The sequence below is a fragment of the Streptomyces sp. NPDC002130 genome (assembly GCF_040296465.1).
Lineage (GTDB): Bacteria > Actinomycetota > Actinomycetes > Streptomycetales > Streptomycetaceae > Streptomyces.
The window spans coordinates 26,157-44,695 of record NZ_JBEOXI010000039.1; the positions used below are offsets into that span (position 1 = coordinate 26,157).

Genomic DNA, 18,539 nt, shown 5'->3' on the forward strand with positions numbered 1-18,539 from the left:
CCGACGGGTCACAGGCGCCGCCACACCAGCGTGTAGCGCCAGAACAGACGGCGGCGCAGGCGTACGCCGGGGAGGACGGCCCGGGCCGCGCGCGCGATCTCGGAGAAGGTCAGGTCCGCCGGACGAGTGGGGGCGGTCATCGAGACCGGGCGGGGCACCGGGCGGCCCCGGTGCTTCAGCAACGCCATGAGGATGTTGAGCGGGATCGACGCGATGCCGAGCAGGTGGTCGACGGGCGTGTGCTCCCGGGCCAGGCCGACGATCACCAGGGTGCCACCGGGGGCGAGATGGTCACGAAAGGCCTCGAGGGCCTCGGTGAACGGCAGATGGTGGAGGACGGCGACACAGGTGATGACGTCGTACGACCGGTCACCCAGGCCGGTCAGCGCGTCGGTCTCCGTGTACGTCACCGCGGCGGACACCGGCGTCAGCTCCCGCGCCCGGGCGGTGATCTGCGGGTCGGAGTCGATCCCGTGCACGCGTTGCGCCCGGCCGGCCAGCCGCCGGGCCAGGTCGCCGCTGCCGCATCCGACGTCCAGGGCGCTGCCCACCCGCCCGGGAAGCTGCCGCAGGATCCAGCGGTGGAAGTGGGCGTTGTGGTCCCAGGGTCGGGCGGCGTGGAAACGCTCCAGTGCGCGCAGGGCCCGGCGGGGCAGCAGTGTCATGTGCTCAGTGTTCCGGCTCACCGGGGTGGTCGTCCGCCGTCTGGGCACTCGGGAGGTACCGGCTCGCAGGGGCGCCGAGCGTGCGCCGGGCGTGAGCCGGTACCTTGCTGGGGAAGGCCACTGCGGGGAGAAGCACATGACCGATCCGACGACCACAGACGCGGACGCCCCCCGTCCGCTTCAGCACACCCGGGACTTCGCGAGCCGACCCGGCCGGCTCCTGGGCGCCGTGTTCGGCGATCTCAGGGCCGTGGACGGCGCCCTGTACGCGGCGGTGGCCGCCACCCCCACGCCGACCCTGGACCGGACGCTGCGGCACCTGTCGCACGCGGCCGACCACTCCAAGATCTCGTTCGCCATCGCCGCCGGCCTGGCCCTGGCCGGGAAGCGACCGCGCAAGGCCGCCCTCGCCGGCGTCGGCGCGATCGCCGTGGCTTCGGCCTCCGCCAACCTGCTCGGCAAGCGCCTGGTGCGCCGGGCGCGGCCGGACCGGGAGGCGGCCAGGGTGACGGTGGACCGGCACGTCAAGATGCCGACCTCCGCCTCGTTCCCGTCCGGGCACACGGCGTCGGCGGTCGCCTTCGCCACCGCCGTCGGCGTGGTCCTGCCGCCCGCGGCGGTACCGCTCGGCGCGCTGGCGAGCGCCGTCGGCTACTCCCGCGTCCATACGGGCGTGCACTACCCGGGCGACGTGGCGGCGGGCGCGGTCCTCGGCATCGCGAGCGCGGCAGCGGCCCTGGCGGCGGCAGCGGCCACCCCGTCCGCGAGGGCCCAGGCCCTCCTGGCGGCGGCCCGTTCGTGGCCGCGGCTCGGCATCGCCGGCGCCCTGCGCCGGTGAGCGGCGGCGGGCCGGGCGCGGGGACACACCCCGCCGCCCGGTGTCCTCGCGGTGACGGACCGTCAGCCGAAGGCCTTCACGGCCTGGTAGTACGTCCAGGCCGTGCTGGTGCACGAGGTCTTCGTGCCGCCGCTGTAGGCCGCGCAGACCCTCTTGAGGTCCTCGTAGAAGGCGCTGTCGAGCCGGGACTTGTTGGCGCTGAAGGTGCCCGCGGCCTTGTAGTTGCGGTAGCCGAAGTCATGGCGGGCGCAGGACATCGAGAAGGGGAAGCCGAACGGGTTGTCCGGCGAGGAGGAGCAGTAGTCGGTCGACCAGTCGAAGGAGTACGCCGCCCAGGCGGCCTGGTCGGCCCGGGCGGCGGCCCAGGAGCTGTAGCTGGACGCGCTGGTCTGCGTCCAGTTCGCGAGTACCTGCGGCTTGTCGGCGGGAGCGGCGCTCGCGCTCGTGGCGGCTCCGACGACGGTGACGAGGGCCAGGGTCGAAGTGGCAAGACCGGTTGCGAGTCTTCGGTGCATCCCACACCTCCATGAGGCTGCGACTCGCCCATCGAGCCGCAGGTCCATGACAAAAGGATGACCACCTCGTCCCGGTGCTCACACCTGATGTGCCCCAATGGCTCCTGAATTTCGGGTTATTGGAGGGGAACGGCAGCGGACCGGCGGACGTCGACGGCGGTGAGCGCCAGAGCCAGCGGTCCGGGGGCGAGGAAGGCCAGCGGCAGCAGCATCCAGGCGCACAGCGCTGCGGTCGCCATGGCGAACAGCACCAGGCCGCTGCCGCCCACGTCCGCCACGGCGTCCCGGCCGGCCCCGCGCACCGCCGCACGCCAGTCGGTGAGCGACTCCGGACGCCCGCAGGCGCGCAGCCCGACCACCACCGCGCATCCGCCGATCGCCGCGGCGGCCACAGCGAACAGCGGAGCCCCCGGCAGTCCGGCGCCTGCCAGCGCGAGGTCGGCGGCGAACAGCAGCAGACCCGCCAGGGCGACGCCCCCCGCCGCCAGGTCGCCGACGCGCGACCGCCGCCGCAGCAGGGCGAAGTACCGCCCCGCCGTGACGGGTCGGTCCAGTCCCGCCCCCCGCAGCACGGCGCACGCCGTCGACAGCGCGGCCGGGACCGTGACCAGGGGCAGGCAGGCCGCCGCCGTGGCGAGTCCGACGCTCAGCACGTCGGCGAACAGGGTCATGCGCGGGCCGAACACCTCGCCCGTGTCCCTCGTGGCCATCTCGCTCACCCCTTCAGTCCGGAGCTCGCCATGCCCTCCACCAGGAACCGCTGGAAGGCGAGGAAGAACAGCACGATCGGCAGCAGCGCGATCACCGACAGGGCGAACATCGGGCCGAACGCGGAGGTGCTGGAGGCGTCCACGAAGGAGCGAAGCGCCAGGGTGAGGGTGAACTTGTCCGGATCGAAGAGGTAGATGAGCTGGGTGAAGAAGTCGTTCCAGGTCCAGATGAAGGTGAAGATGGCGGTGGTGATCAGGGCCGGCCGGGTGAGCGGCAGCACGACCTGGAAGAAGCTGCGGAAGGGCCCGCAGCCGTCGATCCGGGCCGCCTCCTCCAGCTCGCGCGGCAGGCTGCGCATGAACTGCACGATGAGGAAGACGAAGAACGCCTCGGTGGCGAGGAACTTCGGCAGGATCAGCGGCCAGTAGGTGTTCACCAGACCGAGCTGGTTGAAGATGATGTACTGCGGGATCAGCACCGCGTGGTGCGGCAGCATGATCGTGGCGATCATGAACGCGAACAGCGGCCCGCGGAAGCGGAACCTGAGCCGCGCGAAGGCGTAGGCGGCGAGCGAGCAGCTGATGACGTTGCCGAGGACCGCGCCGCCCGCGATCAGCAGGGAGTTGCCGAGCAGCCGCCAGATCGAGACGTCGTTGACGCCGTCGAGGGCCGTGGCGTAGTTCGACCACTCCAGGCGGCTGGGCAACAGGTTGAGGCTCGCGATGACCTCGTCGGCGGGCTTGAGCGAGGTGGCCAGCAGCCACGCCAGCGGGTAGAGCATGACCAGCAGCGCGGCCAGGCAGCCCGCGTGCACGGCGACGCGGCCCCACCGCACGGGCTTGTGAGCAAGGGTCGTTGAGGTCACCGGTCCCCCTCGGAGGCGTAGAAGACCCAGGAGCGTGAAGTGCGGAACAGCACCGCCGTGACGACACCGATCACGAGGAGCAGCGCCCAGGCCATGGCGGAGGCGTAGCCCATGTGGGAGGCGACGAAGCCGCGGTCGTAGAGGTACATGGTGTAGACGAGCGTCGAGTCGGCCGGTCCGCCCTTGCCGGCGCTGACCGCGAAGGCGGGCGTGAACACCTGGAAGGCCTGGATGGTCTGGAGGACCAGGTTGAAGAAGATCACCGGCGACAGCATCGGCACGGTGACCGACAGGAACTGCCGCCCCTTCGAGGCCCCGTCGCACGCCGCCGCCTCGTACAGCTCGGCCGGGATCTGCTGGAGCCCGGCGAGGAAGATGACCATCGGCGCGCCGAACTGCCACACCGTCAGCAGGGCCACGGCCAGCAGGGACCAGCCGGGCTTGTTGACCCAGCCACCGGTGCCGAGCAGGTTGTCCACGGTGCCGCCGTCGTTGAAGACCGCCCGCCAGACCAGCGCGATGGACATCGAAGCGCCGAGCAGGGACGGGGCGTAGAAGGCGGAGCGGTAGAAGCCCTTGCCGCGCTTCATGCCCTTCAGGGCGAGGGCCACGGCGAGGGCGAGGGCGAGTTGCAGGGGTACGGCGATGACGACGTACGTCAGGGTCGTCACGACCGAACGCCAGTAGCGGGGATCCTCGGTGAACATCTGCACGTAGTTGCGCAGGCCCACCCACTTGGGCGGGTTGAACAGGTCGTAGTCGGTGAACGACAGGTACAGCGACACGGCCATCGGCAGCAGTGTCAGGACGATCGCGCCGAGCACCCAGGGCGAGAGGAACACCCAGGCGGCGCCCTCGCGCTCACGCCTGGGGCGGCGCTTCGGGGCGGCGGCCGGGGCGCGCCTCGCCTCCGGCGGGTATGCGGTGGTGGTCATGACCTCAGCTCCGCCTTCGCCTCGGTGACGTAGTTCTCTGCCGCCTCGCGGGGCGACATGCGCGCGTAGGACACCTGGTCGTAGTCGCGCTGGAAGGTGCTCTGCAGGGCGTTGTCGCCCGAGGGCGGCGCCTGGGGCGGATCCTTGAGCTTGCCCTCCAGGGACGCCTGGAAGGCGGCGATGGTCTTGTCGAAGTCCTTGAGCTGCGGGCCGATCTCGTCGCGGACGGTCTCGTTGACGGGGATGCCGCGGCTCGCGCCGAGGATCTTCGCGGCCTGCCGGTCGTTGATCAGGAAGTCGACGAGCTGGGCCGCCTCCTCGGGATGGCCGGTGTTCGCCGAGACGCCGAGGAACATCGACGGCTTGAAGTACTGGCCGGGCGTGCCGTCCTCTCCTGTCGGCATGGGTGCGAGGGCGACGCCCGTGGGTACGAGGGCGAGGAAACCGCTGGCCGGGGCGTCCCAGTTGGCGTCGGTGACGGCCGTGCCGCGCCCCAGCGGGGTGTTCTCGACGGAGCCGTCGAGCTGGGTGGTCTGCTCGGCGGGCGAGACGGCGCCCTCGCGGCGCAGCCGGTCGGTGAAGGTCCACCAGCGTGTGAGGTCGCCGGCGGTGAAGCCCAGTCCGCCGTCCTCGGTGTAGAGGGCCTTGCCCCGGCCGCGCAGCCAGACCTCGAAGGCGTCCTCGCTCTGGCCGGGGTCGGTCGCCCCGGGCTTGCCGGTCTTCTTCGCGAGGGCCCGCATGGTGTCGGCCCACTGGCTCCAGGTCCAGCTCTCGCCGGGCAGGGGGACGCCCGACTTCTTCCACGTCCGGACGTCGTAGGCGACGGTCTCGGTGCCGCGGCCCTGCGGGATCGCGTACTGGACGTCGTCGACGCGGCCGGTGGCGAGCAGACCCGGGTCGATCTCGGAGGTGCGCAGGACGGACTTCTGTTTCGCCAGGTCGAGCAGGACCCCGCCGGAGGCGTACTGGTCGATCTGGCGGTAGTCCAGCTGCATCACGTCCGGGGCGTCACCGCCGGCGGCCTGGGTGGCGAGCTTCTGCTTGTAGGCGTCGTAGCCGGAGAACGACGTCGCCACGTCGATGTCCGGGTGCTGTTTCTCGAACAGCGCGACGGCCTGCTCGGTGCGTTCCGCGCGGTCGGGGTTGCCCCACCACGTGTAGCGCAGCACGACCTTGCCGCCGCCCGCGGACTCGCCGGATCCTCCGCAGCCCGCCAGCACGGCACACAGTGCCAGTGCGGCGGCCGACGCGCAGAACCCCTTTGTCCTGTGTCCGGGCATGCCGAGGTCACTCCTCTCGACGGAGTTTCGGTTGAGCCCCCCTCAATTCCCTGCTGCTATTCCCCCTGGTACGGCAGCGTGGTGCCGGGCAGCGTGTACTCGTCGCGCCGGCCGCACATGCCGAAGCCGCCGAGCCGGGTGGGCGCGGCCTCGTGGGCCGTGGCCCCGCCGAGGTAGGCGGGATCGCCCGCGGCGAGGGCGTCGAGCTGGGCGCCGGTGCGTTCCGCGGTGGCCAGGGCGCCCTCCCGCCACAAGGCCTGCCAGGTGGGCACCTTGTCGCGCACGATCCGGGCGGCGGCCCGCTGGAACTCCAGGTAGGGGCCGTTGTCGCCGGCGACGAGGGCCTCGCGCAGCACGAGGTAGCCCTCGACGGCGAGGTCCCTGCGGCGCCGGGCGGCCGCGGCCGTCTCCGGTCCCGCGCCGGGCGGCAGCGCGGCCGCTGCGGCGTACCGGTCGGGGTCGGCGAGCACCTCGGGCGGGAAGGTGAACACGGCGTCCCCGGCCTCGGGCAGGCCGCTGTTCTGCATCAGCACGGTGATGCGCAGATCGCCGCCCTGCACCATGCGGTGCACGGTGCCCGGCGTGAACCAGGCGATCGAGCCCGCTTCCAGGGGGATGTCCCGGTAGCCGTCCGGGCTCAGTGTCTGGACCGCGCCCCGGCCGCCGGTGACGACGTACGCCTCCGTGCACACCAGGTGCAGGTGCGGGCTGCCGCCGCAGACGCCGTCGGCGGCCTCCCAGTCGTAGGCGCTGAGGTGGGACAGGCCGATCGCGCCGGGCAGCGGGTGCGCAAGCCCCGTCGGCTCGGGTTCGCTCACCACGGCAGGCCCTCCAGATGGGTGCCGACCCGGTCACGGTCCCAGGCGCCGTCGGCGACGACGATGCGGTACCGGTATCCGAAGGACTCGCCCGGCGGCAACTCGAACTCCTCGAAGAACGCCCAGGAGAACGCGACCGTCGGGAAGGGCTCGGAGCGGACGAACCAGTGAGACTCGTGGATGGGGGACGTCCCGTCGAGGTTCTCGGGCGCGTGCGCGAAGACCAGGGTCGAGTGGCCGTCGACCTCGTCGTGCTCTGTGGTGAAGGCGAGCCAGGGGCCCTGGGTGCCCATCAGCTTGCCCGCGTCGGCGTCGGTGTCCGGGGCGAAGACCGTGCCGCCGGTGAAGTCGCGCGGGCCGCGCCACTGGAGTCCGGTGTAGCCGGCCATCTCACGGCCCGCGGTGGTCGGAGAGCCGAAGACCAGGGGCTCGGAGCGGGTGTTGGTGAGGCGGATCGACCAGTCCAGGGCCCAGGATCCGGCCTCCTCGTCCACCGCGTGGACGGTCAGTCCGCGCACCTCGCGCGCCCACTCCTCGCCGCCGTTCTCGATCCAGGTGAGGTTCTCGGTGAAGGCGAGGCGGTCGTCCTCGACGGTGAAGTCCGCGAAGCCGTCGTGCCGCATCGACCCGACGCGCTCGGGCAGGGGGAGGTAACCCTGGCCGTGGACGTAGCAGTTGCCGCCCCAGAAGTTCTGGCCGGACAGATGGCTCGCCGTCATCTGCAGGCCCTTGTGCCAGCGGTGGTCGTTCGGGCGGTAGCCGGTGACGGTGCGGCCCGAGAGGGTGCGCACGGGGTGGGCGTAGGGCTTGCGGGACTCGAAGGGGTCCGGGTCGGGGCGGTAGACGTAGCGGAGGATCTCCGTGCCGCCTGCGGTGACGGCGATGTCCTCGCCGTGCGTGTGGGTGACGCGGATGGTCATGCGCGCTCCTTGGGGGCCCAGTCGGGATACTCGCCGTGCATGGCCTCGTAGAAGGGGTCGCCGGGGCCGATCTCCCCCGCGTGCACCGAGCGGCCGGTGAACGCCGCCTTGTACAGGGCGGCGGCGAACTCGAGGGTGGCGCGGGCGTCGTGGCCGCTGCCCGGTGGCCGGGTGCCGGTGTCGTAGGCGTCGAGGAGCGTGCCCAGCTGGGCGGTGTGGGAGCTGGGCACGTCGCTCGCGGGGGTGCGCCAGGCGGTGGCCCGCTCGGAGGCGACGTGCGGGGCCGGGGTGTAGGCCCAGCTGTCGTTGCTGTGGCCGTACAGGTGCGTGAGTTCGACCGTGGCGTCGGCGCAGTCGATGCGGATGCGGCTCACCTCGTCCGGGGAGAGAACGCTGTTGACGACGGTGGCGAGGGCGCCGCTGCGGAAACGCACCAGGGCGGTGGACACGTCCTCGCTCTCGGTGTCGTGGACCAGCCGTGCGGCCATGGCCCGGATCTCCTCCCACTCGCCGAGCAGGTGCAGCAGCAGGTCGTACTGGTGGATGCCGTGGCCCATGGTCGGACCGCCGCCCTCGCTGGCCCACTTCCCGCGCCATGGCACCGCGTAGTACGCCGCGTCCCGGTGCCAGGTGGTCTGGCAGTGCGCCACCAGCGGGGCTCCCAGCTCGCCGCTGGTGATCAGTTCGCGGGCGTGCACGGCGCCGGATCCGTAGCGGTGCTGGAACACGACCGACGCGTACCCGCCGGAGGCCTCCTCGGCGGCGGCGATCTCGTCGTACTCGGCGAGCGACAGGGTGAGCGGCTTCTCGCACAGCACCCAGGCGCCGGCCTTCAGCGCGGCCACCGTCTGCTCGCGGTGCAGCGAGGGCGGCGTGCCGATGAGGACCAGGTCGGGGCGTACGGCGTCCAGCATCGCGTCCACCGAGGTGTACCCGGCGACCTGCTCACCGGCCAGCTCGCGGAAGGCGTCGAGGCGCTCCTGGTCCACGTCGACGGCGGCCACCAGTTCCACCCGGTCGGAGTGGGCCCGCAGCGCGGGCAGGTGACTGCCGCTGACGATGGCTCCGGTGCCGACGACGGCCACGCGGCGGCGGGTGGGGGACAAGGACATGAGGCGCTCCTCGGGCAACCAACGGACAGGCGCTTGGAAAGCGCTTGCACTCGAAAGGGACCCTAGGCGCGAGAGAATGTCTGGACAACCCCCCTGTCGCGACCTGCACAAGGTCTGCCCGAGCATCGTCCCAGCTCGGGGCGGAGATACGGGTTGTCGTCCACCGCCATGGAAACGGTATTCCTCCTCTCCCCGCACATCGACTGCGCGGCGCGCGCGGGAGGCTCGGGCGGCTGGGCAGTGCGGCGGTTCGTGGGGCGGGGCCGAACCGCTCAGCACCTACAGTGTGTGTCTGTGATCGAAGAGTGACTTCGCGGTCCGCCGTGCCGGAGGGCGGACCGACACGCCCCCACAGACCGCACGGGCGAAGGGTCCGCTCCCGGTGCCGGGCGGGACGCCCGTTGCCCCGCCCACCTCGTCGGAGTCACCATGGCCGCGCCCGCACAGTCGCCCGGCCCACGCCGCTCCGGGACGTCCGTCCTGCTCGTCCTGCTTCCCCTGGCGGTCCTCATCCTGGTGGCGGTGTCCGTGGGGTCGTGGCTGCAGTTCACCGAACGGCAGGCGAAGGACACGGTGCACACGGTCGGATCCGGAGCCGCAGACCGGGTGGACGTGGAGGTCACCGCCCAGAGCGTCGACGCCGCGGCCAGAGAACTCGTCCTGCGGGTGCGGGTCCGCCCGCGCGGGGCTCTCGGCGAGGAGGAGGGGACCGCCCCGGTGGCCGGTCTCCGCCTCCAGACATCCGTGGCGACCCTCGGTGACCTGGCGTTCGAGGCGCACGAGCGGCTCGCGCCCAAGGACGTGCAGGTCGCGCTCACGGGTGGGTCGATCAGCGACTACCCGTTCGACACCTATGACACCGACATCGAGTTCTGGGCGGTGCTGGGTGGCGAGCCGGTGCCGGTGCGGATGCTCTTCTCCAACAACGACACCCTCTTCTCCATCGCCGTGACACCCCCACCTCCGGGGCAGGGGCAGGAGGCCGTCCTGGGGCTGAAGCTGTCCCGGTCGGGCAGCCTGCTCGTCTTCGCGGTCTTCATGATGGTCGTGATGTGGGCGCTGGCGACGTCCGTGCTCCTCGGAGCCTGGTTTCTGACGACCCGCAGACAGGGCCTGGTCTGGCCGGCCCTCGCGTGGATGGCCGCCACGCTGTTCGCGCTCGCCGCGTTCCGCAACACCGCCCCCGGCGCACCGCCGATCGGCTGCGTGATGGACTGGTTCGCCTTCTTCTGGGCCGAGACCATCATCGCCCTGTGCCTGATCGTCGTGGTCACGGCCGGCATCCGCTCCGCTCTCCGCGCAGGTGACGAGCGTTCCGCTTAGGACTGCCACCACGCCCCTTCCGGACCGCGACAAGCGAACCGGCCCTGATGGTCACCGCCCGCGAGCGGTGACCATCAGGGCCGGCCCGGCCGAGTCAGGACTCGACGATCTTGCGCACGTTCTCCACGGAACCGCACCCGGCCTTCAGTTGGCGCTCACGCTCCTGCCAGAACGCCAGACCGAGTTCCTCGCGCCGCTCCATCGCCACGTTCTCCCGCGCACCGTTGAGGATGGTGCGCTCCTCCTCGTCGGCGTGGTGGGTGACGGCCTCGACCAGCTCCTCGAGCTTCGAGTCCCACTCCTCGGAGCCGACCTCCTCGACCTCGAGGAGCTCCAGGAGGGCCTCGTTGCCCTCGTCGTGCTCGTGCTCGCCGTGCTCGACCTCTTCGTCATCGATGTTCTTGTACCGCTTGAGCGCCGGGTAGACCTTGGCCTCCTCGGCCTGCGCGTGCGCGATCAGCAGGTCCGCGAACTCGCGCAGCGCACCCGCCCGGTCGTCCTCGACGCTCCGCATCCGACGGAAGAGGTCTTCCATGCGCCGGTGGTCCTGGAGAATGAGTTCTACGACGTCTTTCGTGTCGGCCATGGAAATGGAACGCCTTTCCTGGGAGAGCTTCGGGTCACTTTCGTCTACCCCATTCCTGACGATGTGCTCGCCACCGACGCGCTACCGCTCTATCGGTCTACCAGCGGTACCAGCGGCCCTTACGGCCACCACTGTCCGCGGTACGCAGCACGAAGCCGAGCAGCCACAGGACCAGCACGATCACCGCGATCCACCACAGGGCCTTCAGTGCGAAGCCCGCACCGAACAGGACCAGGGCCAGCAGCAGAACAAGAAGCAGGGGAACCATAGTTATCAACCTCCGCTCCCTCTGGTGCCCTGCACATAGACGAACACACAGTCGAATTTTCATGTTTCTTCACAAGGATCACGGGCACGTGAATCGCTTGTGCCTGGCGAAGGCAAAGGGAACGTCCCTCTCAGTCCGTCCCCACGACGATCACCTCGTCGGCGGCCGTCCAGCGGCGGCGCTCGGACTTGGGCGGGTTGACCCGCACGCCGTAACCCGGACTCGTGGAGGCGTCGTCGTGGCTGCGGTAGCCGATGGCGCATTCGCCGCGCCCGCGTGCCGCGGCCACAACGGTGGCGAAGGCCGTCTCGCACCCGGGCAGCACGTAGTCGCCGGCCGGCCGCAGGCGGATGCCGGTGCCGTCGGCGGAGAACAGCTCCTCGAAGACCGCCGCGAGGTGCCGGTTCTGGGAGATCTGTGCCATGAGCAGGCCGATGAGCTTGCCGCTGATGATCACGTCGGCTCCGGGCCCGAGGGGTGCCAGCGCCCGGTTGCGGTCGTCCACCAGCTCGGTGACGACGGGGAGTTCACGCCCGGAGAGTTCTTCCAGCTGTCGTAGCAACAGCAGGGTGACGAGCGTGCGGTTGTCGGGTTGGTCCGGGGGCTGTCCGGGAGCTGGGTCCTCGCCCACGACGATCACGCTGTCGTAGGAGGGCACGTCCAGACGCCGGAGGGTCTCCGGGCGGGTGACGTCGCCCGGGTGGAGGGTGAGGGCCAGGCCGGTGCCGTCGGGCGCTCCGGACTCGCGCACCTGCCGGACCGTCGCTTCGCCGCCGTCCGCGACCACGTCGACGACCGACCCGGGCCGGGCACGGCGGCGCAGCTGCTCGACCATGAGCGGCGCCCGGCGGTTCCAGCCGAGCAGCAGGACCCGCTCCGGCCGCGCGGGCGTCGCGGGCCCGGAGGCCATCGCCGCCTTCTCGACCCACTGCCCGCACTCCCCCGGCCAGGCCGTGTCGTCGTCGCGGGAGACGACGATGAGCAGATCGTCCGCGGCGACGGTCGTCTGCGGCGGCGGGTTGAGCAGCGGGGTGTCGCCGCGCATCAATCCGACGACGCTGGACGTCGGATAGGACAGCAGCGCGTCGCCGAACGGGCGGCCCGTCAGGGACTCCTCGCCGACCAGGTAGAACTCGTCGCCGGCGAAGTCGAGCAGCTCCTGGTGGACGAGGGAGAGCCCGGGGCGCCGGGCGGCCTGGACGATCAGCCGGGCCGTGACGGTGTCGCTCTCCAGGACGACACCGCCCGGGCCGGCGGCGAGGCCGGCGGCCAGCCGGTAGCGGTCGTCCCGGACGGCGGCGACGACGGGCGGGCGGTTCTTCACCCCGGCCAGGGCCGCCCGCAGCGCCAGCAGCGTCTTGACGACCTCGGCATCGGCGTCGGGCTCGTCGCGGGGCAGGACCAGCACGACACCGGCCGTCGCCGGACTGGTCAGGGTGAGCACGGCCGGGTCGGTGGTGGGGCCGCTGCGGCAGATCAGCCGCGTCCGGCCGACGGGCCCCACCTTCGTGGCGAGTGCCTCCTCCATCGCGGTCTTGTCGCGGTCGGCCAGCACCGCCACCGCCGCGTGCCGCTGGTTGGCGTTGGCGGCCACCAGCTCGCCGACGACCGTGAACACCTGCTCCGACCAGCCCAGGACCACGACGTGCCCTTGTTCGAGCACGGTCGACCGGCCCCGCCGCAACGCGGTGAGCCGCTCCGTGAGCGCCGTCGTGATCAGGCCGACCAGCGTCGAAACGTACAGCAGCGCGACCAGGGCGAGCAGCACCGACATCGTCACGCGCAGCGGCGTGCCGGTCGCCCCGCCCAGCCGCAGGGTCTCCCCCGTGAGGCGCCACACCTGTGCCAGCCGGTCCGGCAGGGACTCCGGCGCGTGCGGGTCGGTCCACACCACAAGCGCGCTGGCCGGGACGACGACGGCCAGACACAGCAGCGCCATCCAGCCGACCAGGGCGGAGGCACCGCGGGCCAGCGTGCTGTCGAACCAGTAACGGACCCGCTCACCCCACACGGTGCGCCGCTGCGCCACCCTTCCCCCTCCGTCGTCCCGGGCTCTCGTGCGGCCGGCCGGCGCCGCGTGCGCGGTGCGCCGGGCGGGACGGCCGGAGAGCACGGTTGTGGATACGCAGTGGCAGTGTGGAGGCTCGTTCCCGGCGGCGGACGCGGTTCGCCGCGCATTCATTCCTTCGGGTTCGCCCGGCATGCCGTGGGGGGCGGGTCCGCCGTGGCGTGAGGGTTTTGCCCCTGATTCGCTCCTTAGGGGCAACGCCCGGGCGAACGGCGGCGGCCCGTCACGTCCGCCGTTACAAAGATCGCCATGACTGATGATCACGCGGTGGTGCGCTCTGACGGTGGTTTCTCCCGGCGGGAGTTCGCGGCGGTGGCCGGCACGGCCACGGTCGCGACGGCCCTGGCCGGTGGTACCGCCACGGCCCTGCCCGCGCCGGCCTCGCCGCTCGCCCCGGCCGCTCCCGACCGCAGCCGCGGCGCCGACTCCGACAGGTGCCTCGCCGTCGCCCGTGCCCTGCTCGTCCTGGATTCCGACGACCGCCCCCTCGTCCCGCGCTACCGGCGCGTCCTGAAAGACGGACTGCCGGCGCGACGGACCCGTCCCAAGGACGTCCTCGTCATCGGCGCCGGCCCGTCCGGGCTGGTGGCCGCCTGGCTGCTGAAGGAGGCGGGCCACCGGGTGACCGTCCTGGAAGCCAACGGCAACCGGGCGGGCGGCCGCATCAAGACCTTCCGCAAGGGCGGCCACGAAGGGGCCGGACAGCCCTTCGCGGATCCCGGCCAGTACGCCGAGGCGGGCGCGATGCGCATCCCCGGCAGCCATCCGCTGGTGATGGAACTCATCGACCGGTTCGATCTGAAGAAGCGGCGCTTCCACTACGTCGACGTCGACGAGGAGGGACGTCCCGCCGCGCGCACCTGGATCCACGTCAACGGCATCCGCGTGCGGCGCGCCGACTACGCCCGCTCTCCCCGGCGCGTGAACCGGTCCTTCGGTGTCCCGAAGGCCCACTGGGACACCCCCGCCGCGGCGATCCTGCGTGCCGCGCTGGACCCCGTGCGCGACGAGTTCAGCTATGTCGGCCGGGACGGCAAGCGGGTCGACAAACCGCTGCCGGAGCGGCTGCGGGGCTGGGCGCGGGTGGTGAAGCGGTTCGGCGACTGGTCGATGTTCCGCTTCCTCACCGAGCACGCGGGGCTCGACGAACGGACCGTCGACCTGATCGGCACCCTCGAAAACCTCACCTCACGCCTCCCGCTGTCCTTCATCCACAGCTTCATCGGCTCTTCCCTCATCAGCCCCGACACGCCCTTCTACGAGCTGGAGGGCGGCACGGCCGTACTGCCGGACGCCCTGCTCGAACGCGTGCGCAAGGAGGTGCGGTTCGACCGCCGGGTGACGCGCATCCAGTACCACCACCCCGACCGGCCGTCCCCGGACGGCGGGCACGTGCGGAGCAAGGGCCCGCACGTGTGGGTGGACACCGTGTCCGAGGGGCGCGACGGCCCGGTCGTGCGCGAGCAGTTCACCGCCGACGTCGCCGTGGTCACGGTGCCGTTCTCCGGGCTGCGCCATGTGCAGATCGACCCGCCCCTGTCCTACCGCAAGCGCCGCGCGGTCTGCGAGCTGCACTACGACAGCGCGACCAAGGTGCTGCTCGAGTTCAGCCGCCGATGGTGGCAGTTCGACGAGGACGACTGGAAGCGCGAGCTGAACGCCGTCGACCCGGGCCTGTACGACGCCTACCGCACCGGCAAGGCCCCCGCGGACGGAAGTCTGCTCGGCGCGCACCCCTCGGTGCCCGGCGGGCACATCACGCAGGCTCAGCGCACCCACTACGCAGCGAACCGCGCGATCGGCCGCGACCAGCCTGAGGCGGCCGGTGTCGTGGGTGGCGGCTCGGTGTCGGACAACGCCAACCGCTTCATGTTCAACCCGTCCCACCCGGTCCCGGGCAGCGCGGGGGGTGTGGTCCTGGCGTCCTACAGCTGGGCCGACGACGCCCTGCGCTGGGACTCCCTGGACGACGAGGCGCGGTATCCGCACGCGCTGTGCGGTCTCCAGCAGGTCTACGGCCGGCGCATCGAGGTGTTCTACACCGGCGCCGGGCGTACCCAGAGCTGGCTGCGCGACCCGTACGCCTACGGGGAGGCGTCGGTGCTGCTGCCCGGGCAGCACACGGAGCTGTTGCCCGTCATCCCCGAGCGTGAGGGGCCGCTGCACTTCGCCGGGGACCACACGTCCGTCAAACCGGCGTGGATCGAGGGGGCCCTGGAGTCGGCCGTGCGGACCGCCCTGGAGGTCCACACGGATCAGTGACCGTTGATCGAGGGGCCCCGGCGCTGCACGCGCCGGGGCCCCTCGTGCGTTCGGCTCGCACGTGGCGGCGCTTCCTGCGACCGCAATGACCAAAACCTCCGTTGCTTCCGGAAGGCAGACAGCCCGCCGGAGCCCGGGCACCATGTGGCCCACGTCACCCTCCCCCACAGGGCGTATCCCTACCCGCATCGACGTACCGACAGGTGGTGGCACTCGTGCGCCTGCGCACTCCCCTCGCCCTGCTCGGGGCCGCCGTGCTCGTGCTCGTCGGACCGCCGCTGCTGACCACCGGCAGCGGCTCCGAGACCGGCACACAGATCCCCGGCCTGCGTTTCATGGTCCCCAACACGCCCGGCGGCGGCTACGACATCACGGCCCGCACGGCCGCGAAGAACGCCGAGGACGCCGGACTCACCCACAACATCGAGGTGTTCAACCTGCCCGGCGCCGGCGGCACGGTGGGCCTGAGCCGGCTGGTGAGCGAGCACGGCAACGGCAAGCTCGCCATGTCCATGGGCCTCGGAGTCGTGGGCGCCGTCCGCTCCAACGACGCGCCGAAGACGCTCCAGGACACCACGCCGATCGCCCGGCTCACCGAGGAGCAGGACGTGGTGGTCGTGGCGAAGGACTCGCCGTACAAGACGATCGACGACCTGATCGGCGCCTGGAAGGAGAACCCCGGCAAGCTCCCGGTGGGCGGCGGCTCGTCGCCCGGCGGGCCCGACCACCTCGCGCCGATGCTGATGGCCCGGGCCGCCGGGATCCCCCCGAAGCAGGTCAACTACATCCCCTTCGACGGCGGCGGCGAACTGCTCGCCTCGATCCTCGGCAACAAGGTCGCCTTCGGGGTCTCCGGGGTCGGCGAGTACCTGGACCAGATCAAGGCGGGCGAGCTGCGCCTCCTCGCGGTCACCGGCCCGAAGCGCGTCGGCGGGCTCGACGCGCCCACGCTGAAGGAGGCGGGCTACGACGTGAACTTCACCAACTGGCGCGGCATCGTCGCCCCGCCCGGCCTGAACGACGGGGAGCGCGACAAGCTCGTGAAGCTCGTCGAGGAGCTGCATGACTCGGACGAGTGGCGGGGGTCCCTGGAGCAGAACGGCTGGGACGACGCCTTCCTCACCGGCGAGAAGTTCGGCGCGTTCCTCGACGCCGAGGACAAGCGCGTGGTTTCGGTGCTGAAGGAGCTGGGACTGTGACGACGCAGACCGACATTCCCCCCGCCGAGACCGGTGGCGAGCGGCGCTCATGGCTGCGGGAGCACTCCGAACTCGGCGTGTGCGTCCTGCTGCTGGCACTGGGCGTCCTCGTCCTGACCGACGCGCTCACCATGGACGTCGACATCGCCCAGCGCGGCCCGGTCGGCCCGAAGACCGTGCCGATCGTGGTCGGCGCCGGCCTGCTGGTCATCGCCGCCCTGCTCGCCCTGGACGTGCTGCGGGGCGGCCGGGGCCAGGCCGAGGGCGGTGAGGACATCGACCTGTCCGAGCCCGCCGACTGGCGCACCGTGCTGCTGCTCGCCGGGGTGTTCCTCGGCGCGGCCGTGCTGATCGAACCGCTCGGCTTCCCCATCGCGGGCGCGCTGCTCTTCTGGGGTGCGGCCTTCGCGCTGGGCAGCCGCAGGATCGACCGCGATCCGCTCATCGCGGCCGGGCTCTCCCTCGTCACCTACACCGTCTTCAACAATCTGCTCGGAGTGCCCCTGCCCGGTGGTCCGCTGATGGGAGTGCTGTGACATGGATGCCTTCAACTCCCTTCTGGACGGCTTCGGTACGGCCCTCACGCCGGTCAACCTCCTGTGGGCCGTGATCGGTGTGCTGCTCGGCACGGCGATCGGCGTGCTGCCGGGCATCGGCCCGGCCATGGCGGTGGCACTGCTGCTGCCGGTGACGTACGGGCTCGACCCGATCGGCGCGTTCATCATGTTCGCGGGCATCTACTACGGCGCGATGTTCGGCGGTTCGACCACCTCCATCCTGCTCAACACGCCCGGTGAGAGCGCGGCGGTGGTGGCGGCCATGGAGGGCAACCCCATGGCCAAGTCCGGGCGCGGCGCCCAGGCCCTGGCGGCGGCCGCCGTCGGACACTTCGCGGGCGGCCTGATCGGCACGCTGCTGCTGGTGGCGCTCGCGCCGACGGTCGCGAAACTCGCCGTCGACATCGGCGCGCCGGACTACTTCGCCATCATGGTGCTGGCATTCATCGCGGTGACCTCGGTGCTGGGCTCGTCACGCATCCGCGGTCTCGCCTCCCTGCTGATCGGCCTCACCCTGGGCCTGGTGGGCCTGGACCAGATGACGGGCCAGCAGCGCCTGACGTTCGGCTCGCTGCAACTGGCCGATGGCATCGACGTGGTGATCGTCGCGGTCGGGCTCTTCGCGATCGGCGAGGCCCTGTGGGTGGCGGCGCACCTGCGGCGCAGGCCGCCCGAGCCGATTCCGGTGGGGCGTCCCTGGCTGGGGCGCGGGGATGTGAGCCGGACCTGGAAGTCGTGGCTGCGCGGCCCGTTCATCGGCTTCCCGTTCGGAGCGATCCCGGCGGGCGGCGCGGAGATCCCGACCTTCCTGTCGTACGTGACGGAGAAGCGCCTGTCGAAGCACAAGGACGAGTGGGGCAAGGGCGCCATCGAGGGCGTCGCGGGCCCGGAGTCGGCGGCGTCGGCCTCGGCGGCGGGCACCCTGGTGTCGATGCTGACCCTGGGCCTGCCGACCACGGCGGTCGCGGCCGTGATGCTGGCCGCCTTCCAGCAGTACGGCATCCAGCCGGGCCCGCTCCTCTTCGAGCGCGAGCCCGACCTGGTGTGGGGCCTGATCGCCTCCCTGTTCGTCGGCATGGTGCTGCTGCTCGCGCTCAATCTGCCGCTGGCGCCGGTGTGGGCGAAGCTGCTGCGCATCCCGCGGCCGTACCTGTACGCCGGGATCATGTTCTTCGCGGCGGTCGGCGCGTACGCCGTCGGCGGCGAGGTGATCGACCTGGTGATCCTGCTGATCATCGGCCTGATCGGTTTCGGCATGCGCCGCTACGGGCTGCCCGTGCTGCCCGCCGTGATCGGCGTCATCCTCGGCCCGAACGCCGAGCAGCAGTTGCGGCGCGCCCTGCAGATCAGTGACGGCAGTGTCACGGGTCTGGTCAACACGCCGTTCGCGGTGACCGTGTACGCGGTGATCGTGCTGCTGCTGGTGTGGCCGCTCCTGCGGAAAGCGGTGACACGCAGCAGCGCCGAGGCCTGAGATCCGGCCCTCAGGGCGCCCGTTGCCGGGGGCCGTGAGGGCGGCGGATCCGGAAATCGGCCCGCTCCGAGTCGGACAGCGATGTATGTGGCTGCTCCGATGCCGAGGAGCTTGCCGAGAACCAGGCCAAGCACAACTCCCCA

18 protein-coding genes are annotated in these 18,539 nt (G+C 71.6%); 6 read left to right on the forward strand and 12 right to left on the reverse strand.

All coding sequences use genetic code 11. The features are described from left to right. Positions 1 to 8: 8 nt before the first annotated feature. The gene (locus tag ABT116_RS10310) at positions 9 to 665 is read right to left on the reverse strand and encodes a class I SAM-dependent methyltransferase (RefSeq protein ID WP_351630543.1); all 657 of its coding nucleotides are present in this window, start codon (positions 663 to 665) and stop codon (positions 9 to 11) included. A 136-nt stretch (positions 666 to 801) separates the two neighbouring features. On the opposite strand from ABT116_RS10310, the gene ABT116_RS10315 reads away from it, so the two are divergent. Next, positions 802 to 1,503 carry a phosphatase PAP2 family protein gene (locus ABT116_RS10315; RefSeq protein ID WP_351630545.1) on the forward strand — a complete coding sequence of 234 codons (702 nt, stop codon included), beginning with the start codon at positions 802 to 804 and terminating at the stop codon, positions 1,501 to 1,503. Positions 1,504 to 1,565: 62 nt separating this feature from the next. Here the strand turns inward: ABT116_RS10315 and ABT116_RS10320 are convergent, their stop codons facing one another. The 8 genes from ABT116_RS10320 to ABT116_RS10355 form a co-directional block, all read right to left on the reverse strand. Continuing rightward, complete coding sequence (locus tag ABT116_RS10320) at positions 1,566 to 2,018, reverse strand: phospholipase (RefSeq protein ID WP_351630548.1); 453 nt, start codon at positions 2,016 to 2,018, stop codon at positions 1,566 to 1,568. Positions 2,019 to 2,134: 116 nt separating this feature from the next. Continuing rightward, positions 2,135 to 2,728: a hypothetical protein gene (locus tag ABT116_RS10325; protein ID WP_351630550.1), complete on the reverse strand. Its 594-nt coding sequence runs from the start codon at positions 2,726 to 2,728 to the stop codon at positions 2,135 to 2,137. 5 nt (positions 2,729 to 2,733) lie between these two features. Then, positions 2,734 to 3,594: a carbohydrate ABC transporter permease gene (locus ABT116_RS10330; RefSeq protein WP_351630552.1), complete on the reverse strand. Its 861-nt coding sequence runs from the start codon at positions 3,592 to 3,594 to the stop codon at positions 2,734 to 2,736. After that, entirely contained in the window at positions 3,591 to 4,529 is a 939-nt protein-coding gene (locus ABT116_RS10335; protein WP_351630555.1) for a carbohydrate ABC transporter permease, read from the reverse strand. The genes ABT116_RS10330 and ABT116_RS10335 overlap by 4 nt, the downstream gene beginning before the upstream one ends. Beyond that, positions 4,526 to 5,809, reverse strand: a complete 1,284-nt coding sequence (locus ABT116_RS10340; protein ID WP_351630556.1) for an ABC transporter substrate-binding protein — start codon at positions 5,807 to 5,809, stop codon at positions 4,526 to 4,528. The genes ABT116_RS10335 and ABT116_RS10340 overlap by 4 nt, the downstream gene beginning before the upstream one ends. 56 nt (positions 5,810 to 5,865) lie before the next feature. Then, positions 5,866 to 6,630, reverse strand: coding sequence for a cupin domain-containing protein (locus ABT116_RS10345; protein WP_351630559.1), 765 nt, complete (start codon positions 6,628 to 6,630; stop codon positions 5,866 to 5,868). Beyond that, on the reverse strand, positions 6,624 to 7,547 hold the full coding sequence (locus ABT116_RS10350; protein ID WP_351630562.1) for a DUF6807 domain-containing protein: 924 nt from the start codon (positions 7,545 to 7,547) through the stop codon (positions 6,624 to 6,626). The genes ABT116_RS10345 and ABT116_RS10350 overlap by 7 nt, the downstream gene beginning before the upstream one ends. Next, positions 7,544 to 8,659, reverse strand: coding sequence for a Gfo/Idh/MocA family protein (locus ABT116_RS10355; RefSeq protein WP_351630564.1), 1,116 nt, complete (start codon positions 8,657 to 8,659; stop codon positions 7,544 to 7,546). Before ABT116_RS10355 ends, ABT116_RS10350 begins: the two co-directional genes overlap by 4 nt. A 429-nt stretch (positions 8,660 to 9,088) precedes the next feature. Here ABT116_RS10355 and ABT116_RS10360 point away from each other — a divergent pair, with 429 nt between their 5' ends. Then, a complete protein-coding gene (locus ABT116_RS10360; protein ID WP_351630566.1) occupies positions 9,089 to 9,982 on the forward strand; it encodes a DUF4436 family protein in 894 nt (297 codons plus the stop codon). Between the two features lie 94 nt (positions 9,983 to 10,076). Here ABT116_RS10360 and ABT116_RS10365 read toward each other — a convergent pair whose 3' ends face one another. From ABT116_RS10365 to ABT116_RS10375, 3 genes are all read right to left on the reverse strand, one after another. After that, positions 10,077 to 10,568: a hemerythrin domain-containing protein gene (locus ABT116_RS10365; protein ID WP_351630568.1), complete on the reverse strand. Its 492-nt coding sequence runs from the start codon at positions 10,566 to 10,568 to the stop codon at positions 10,077 to 10,079. A gap of 97 nt (positions 10,569 to 10,665) precedes the next feature. Further along, on the reverse strand, positions 10,666 to 10,836 hold the full coding sequence (locus ABT116_RS10370; protein WP_184567467.1) for a DUF5670 family protein: 171 nt from the start codon (positions 10,834 to 10,836) through the stop codon (positions 10,666 to 10,668). A 130-nt stretch (positions 10,837 to 10,966) separates the two neighbouring features. Then, positions 10,967 to 12,865 (reverse strand): CASTOR/POLLUX-related putative ion channel, encoded by a 1,899-nt coding sequence (locus ABT116_RS10375; protein WP_351630573.1) that lies wholly within the window; start codon positions 12,863 to 12,865, stop codon positions 10,967 to 10,969. A gap of 288 nt (positions 12,866 to 13,153) precedes the next feature. Between ABT116_RS10375 and lgoX the strand changes: the two genes are divergently transcribed. The 4 genes from lgoX (at position 13,154) to ABT116_RS10395 (ending at position 18,396) form a co-directional block, all read left to right on the forward strand. Next, positions 13,154 to 15,166 (forward strand): L-glutamate oxidase LgoX, encoded by a 2,013-nt coding sequence (lgoX, locus tag ABT116_RS10380; RefSeq protein WP_351630575.1) that lies wholly within the window; start codon positions 13,154 to 13,156, stop codon positions 15,164 to 15,166. A gap of 215 nt (positions 15,167 to 15,381) precedes the next feature. After that, positions 15,382 to 16,365 carry a Bug family tripartite tricarboxylate transporter substrate binding protein gene (locus ABT116_RS10385; protein WP_351630584.1) on the forward strand — a complete coding sequence of 328 codons (984 nt, stop codon included), beginning with the start codon at positions 15,382 to 15,384 and terminating at the stop codon, positions 16,363 to 16,365. Then, on the forward strand, positions 16,362 to 16,901 hold the full coding sequence (locus ABT116_RS10390) for a tripartite tricarboxylate transporter TctB family protein (protein WP_351630577.1): 540 nt from the start codon (positions 16,362 to 16,364) through the stop codon (positions 16,899 to 16,901). Before ABT116_RS10385 ends, ABT116_RS10390 begins: the two co-directional genes overlap by 4 nt. A 1-nt stretch (position 16,902) precedes the next feature. Beyond that, entirely contained in the window at positions 16,903 to 18,396 is a 1,494-nt protein-coding gene (locus ABT116_RS10395) for a tripartite tricarboxylate transporter permease (protein ID WP_351630579.1), read from the forward strand. Positions 18,397 to 18,539 lie beyond the last annotated feature (143 nt).

Excerpts from the sequence above, each read along its gene's own strand:
- ABT116_RS10365 (WP_351630568.1), bottom strand. The coding sequence starts at position 10,568 with ATGGCCGACACGAAAGACGTCGTAGAACTCATTCTCCAGGACCACCGG.
- ABT116_RS10340 (WP_351630556.1), bottom strand. The coding sequence starts at position 5,809 with ATGCCCGGACACAGGACAAAGGGGTTCTGCGCGTCGGCCGCCGCACTG.
- ABT116_RS10355 (WP_351630564.1), bottom strand. The coding sequence starts at position 8,659 with ATGTCCTTGTCCCCCACCCGCCGCCGCGTGGCCGTCGTCGGCACCGGA.
- ABT116_RS10370 (WP_184567467.1), bottom strand. The coding sequence starts at position 10,836 with ATGGTTCCCCTGCTTCTTGTTCTGCTGCTGGCCCTGGTCCTGTTCGGT.
- ABT116_RS10395 (WP_351630579.1), top strand. The coding sequence starts at position 16,903 with ATGGATGCCTTCAACTCCCTTCTGGACGGCTTCGGTACGGCCCTCACG.
- ABT116_RS10320 (WP_351630548.1), bottom strand. The coding sequence starts at position 2,018 with ATGCACCGAAGACTCGCAACCGGTCTTGCCACTTCGACCCTGGCCCTC.
- ABT116_RS10310 (WP_351630543.1), bottom strand. The coding sequence starts at position 665 with ATGACACTGCTGCCCCGCCGGGCCCTGCGCGCACTGGAGCGTTTCCAC.
- lgoX (WP_351630575.1), top strand. The coding sequence starts at position 13,154 with ATGACTGATGATCACGCGGTGGTGCGCTCTGACGGTGGTTTCTCCCGG.
- ABT116_RS10360 (WP_351630566.1), top strand. The coding sequence starts at position 9,089 with ATGGCCGCGCCCGCACAGTCGCCCGGCCCACGCCGCTCCGGGACGTCC.
- ABT116_RS10335 (WP_351630555.1), bottom strand. The coding sequence starts at position 4,529 with ATGACCACCACCGCATACCCGCCGGAGGCGAGGCGCGCCCCGGCCGCC.
- ABT116_RS10325 (WP_351630550.1), bottom strand. The coding sequence starts at position 2,728 with ATGGCCACGAGGGACACGGGCGAGGTGTTCGGCCCGCGCATGACCCTG.
- ABT116_RS10350 (WP_351630562.1), bottom strand. The coding sequence starts at position 7,547 with ATGACCATCCGCGTCACCCACACGCACGGCGAGGACATCGCCGTCACC.
- ABT116_RS10315 (WP_351630545.1), top strand. The coding sequence starts at position 802 with ATGACCGATCCGACGACCACAGACGCGGACGCCCCCCGTCCGCTTCAG.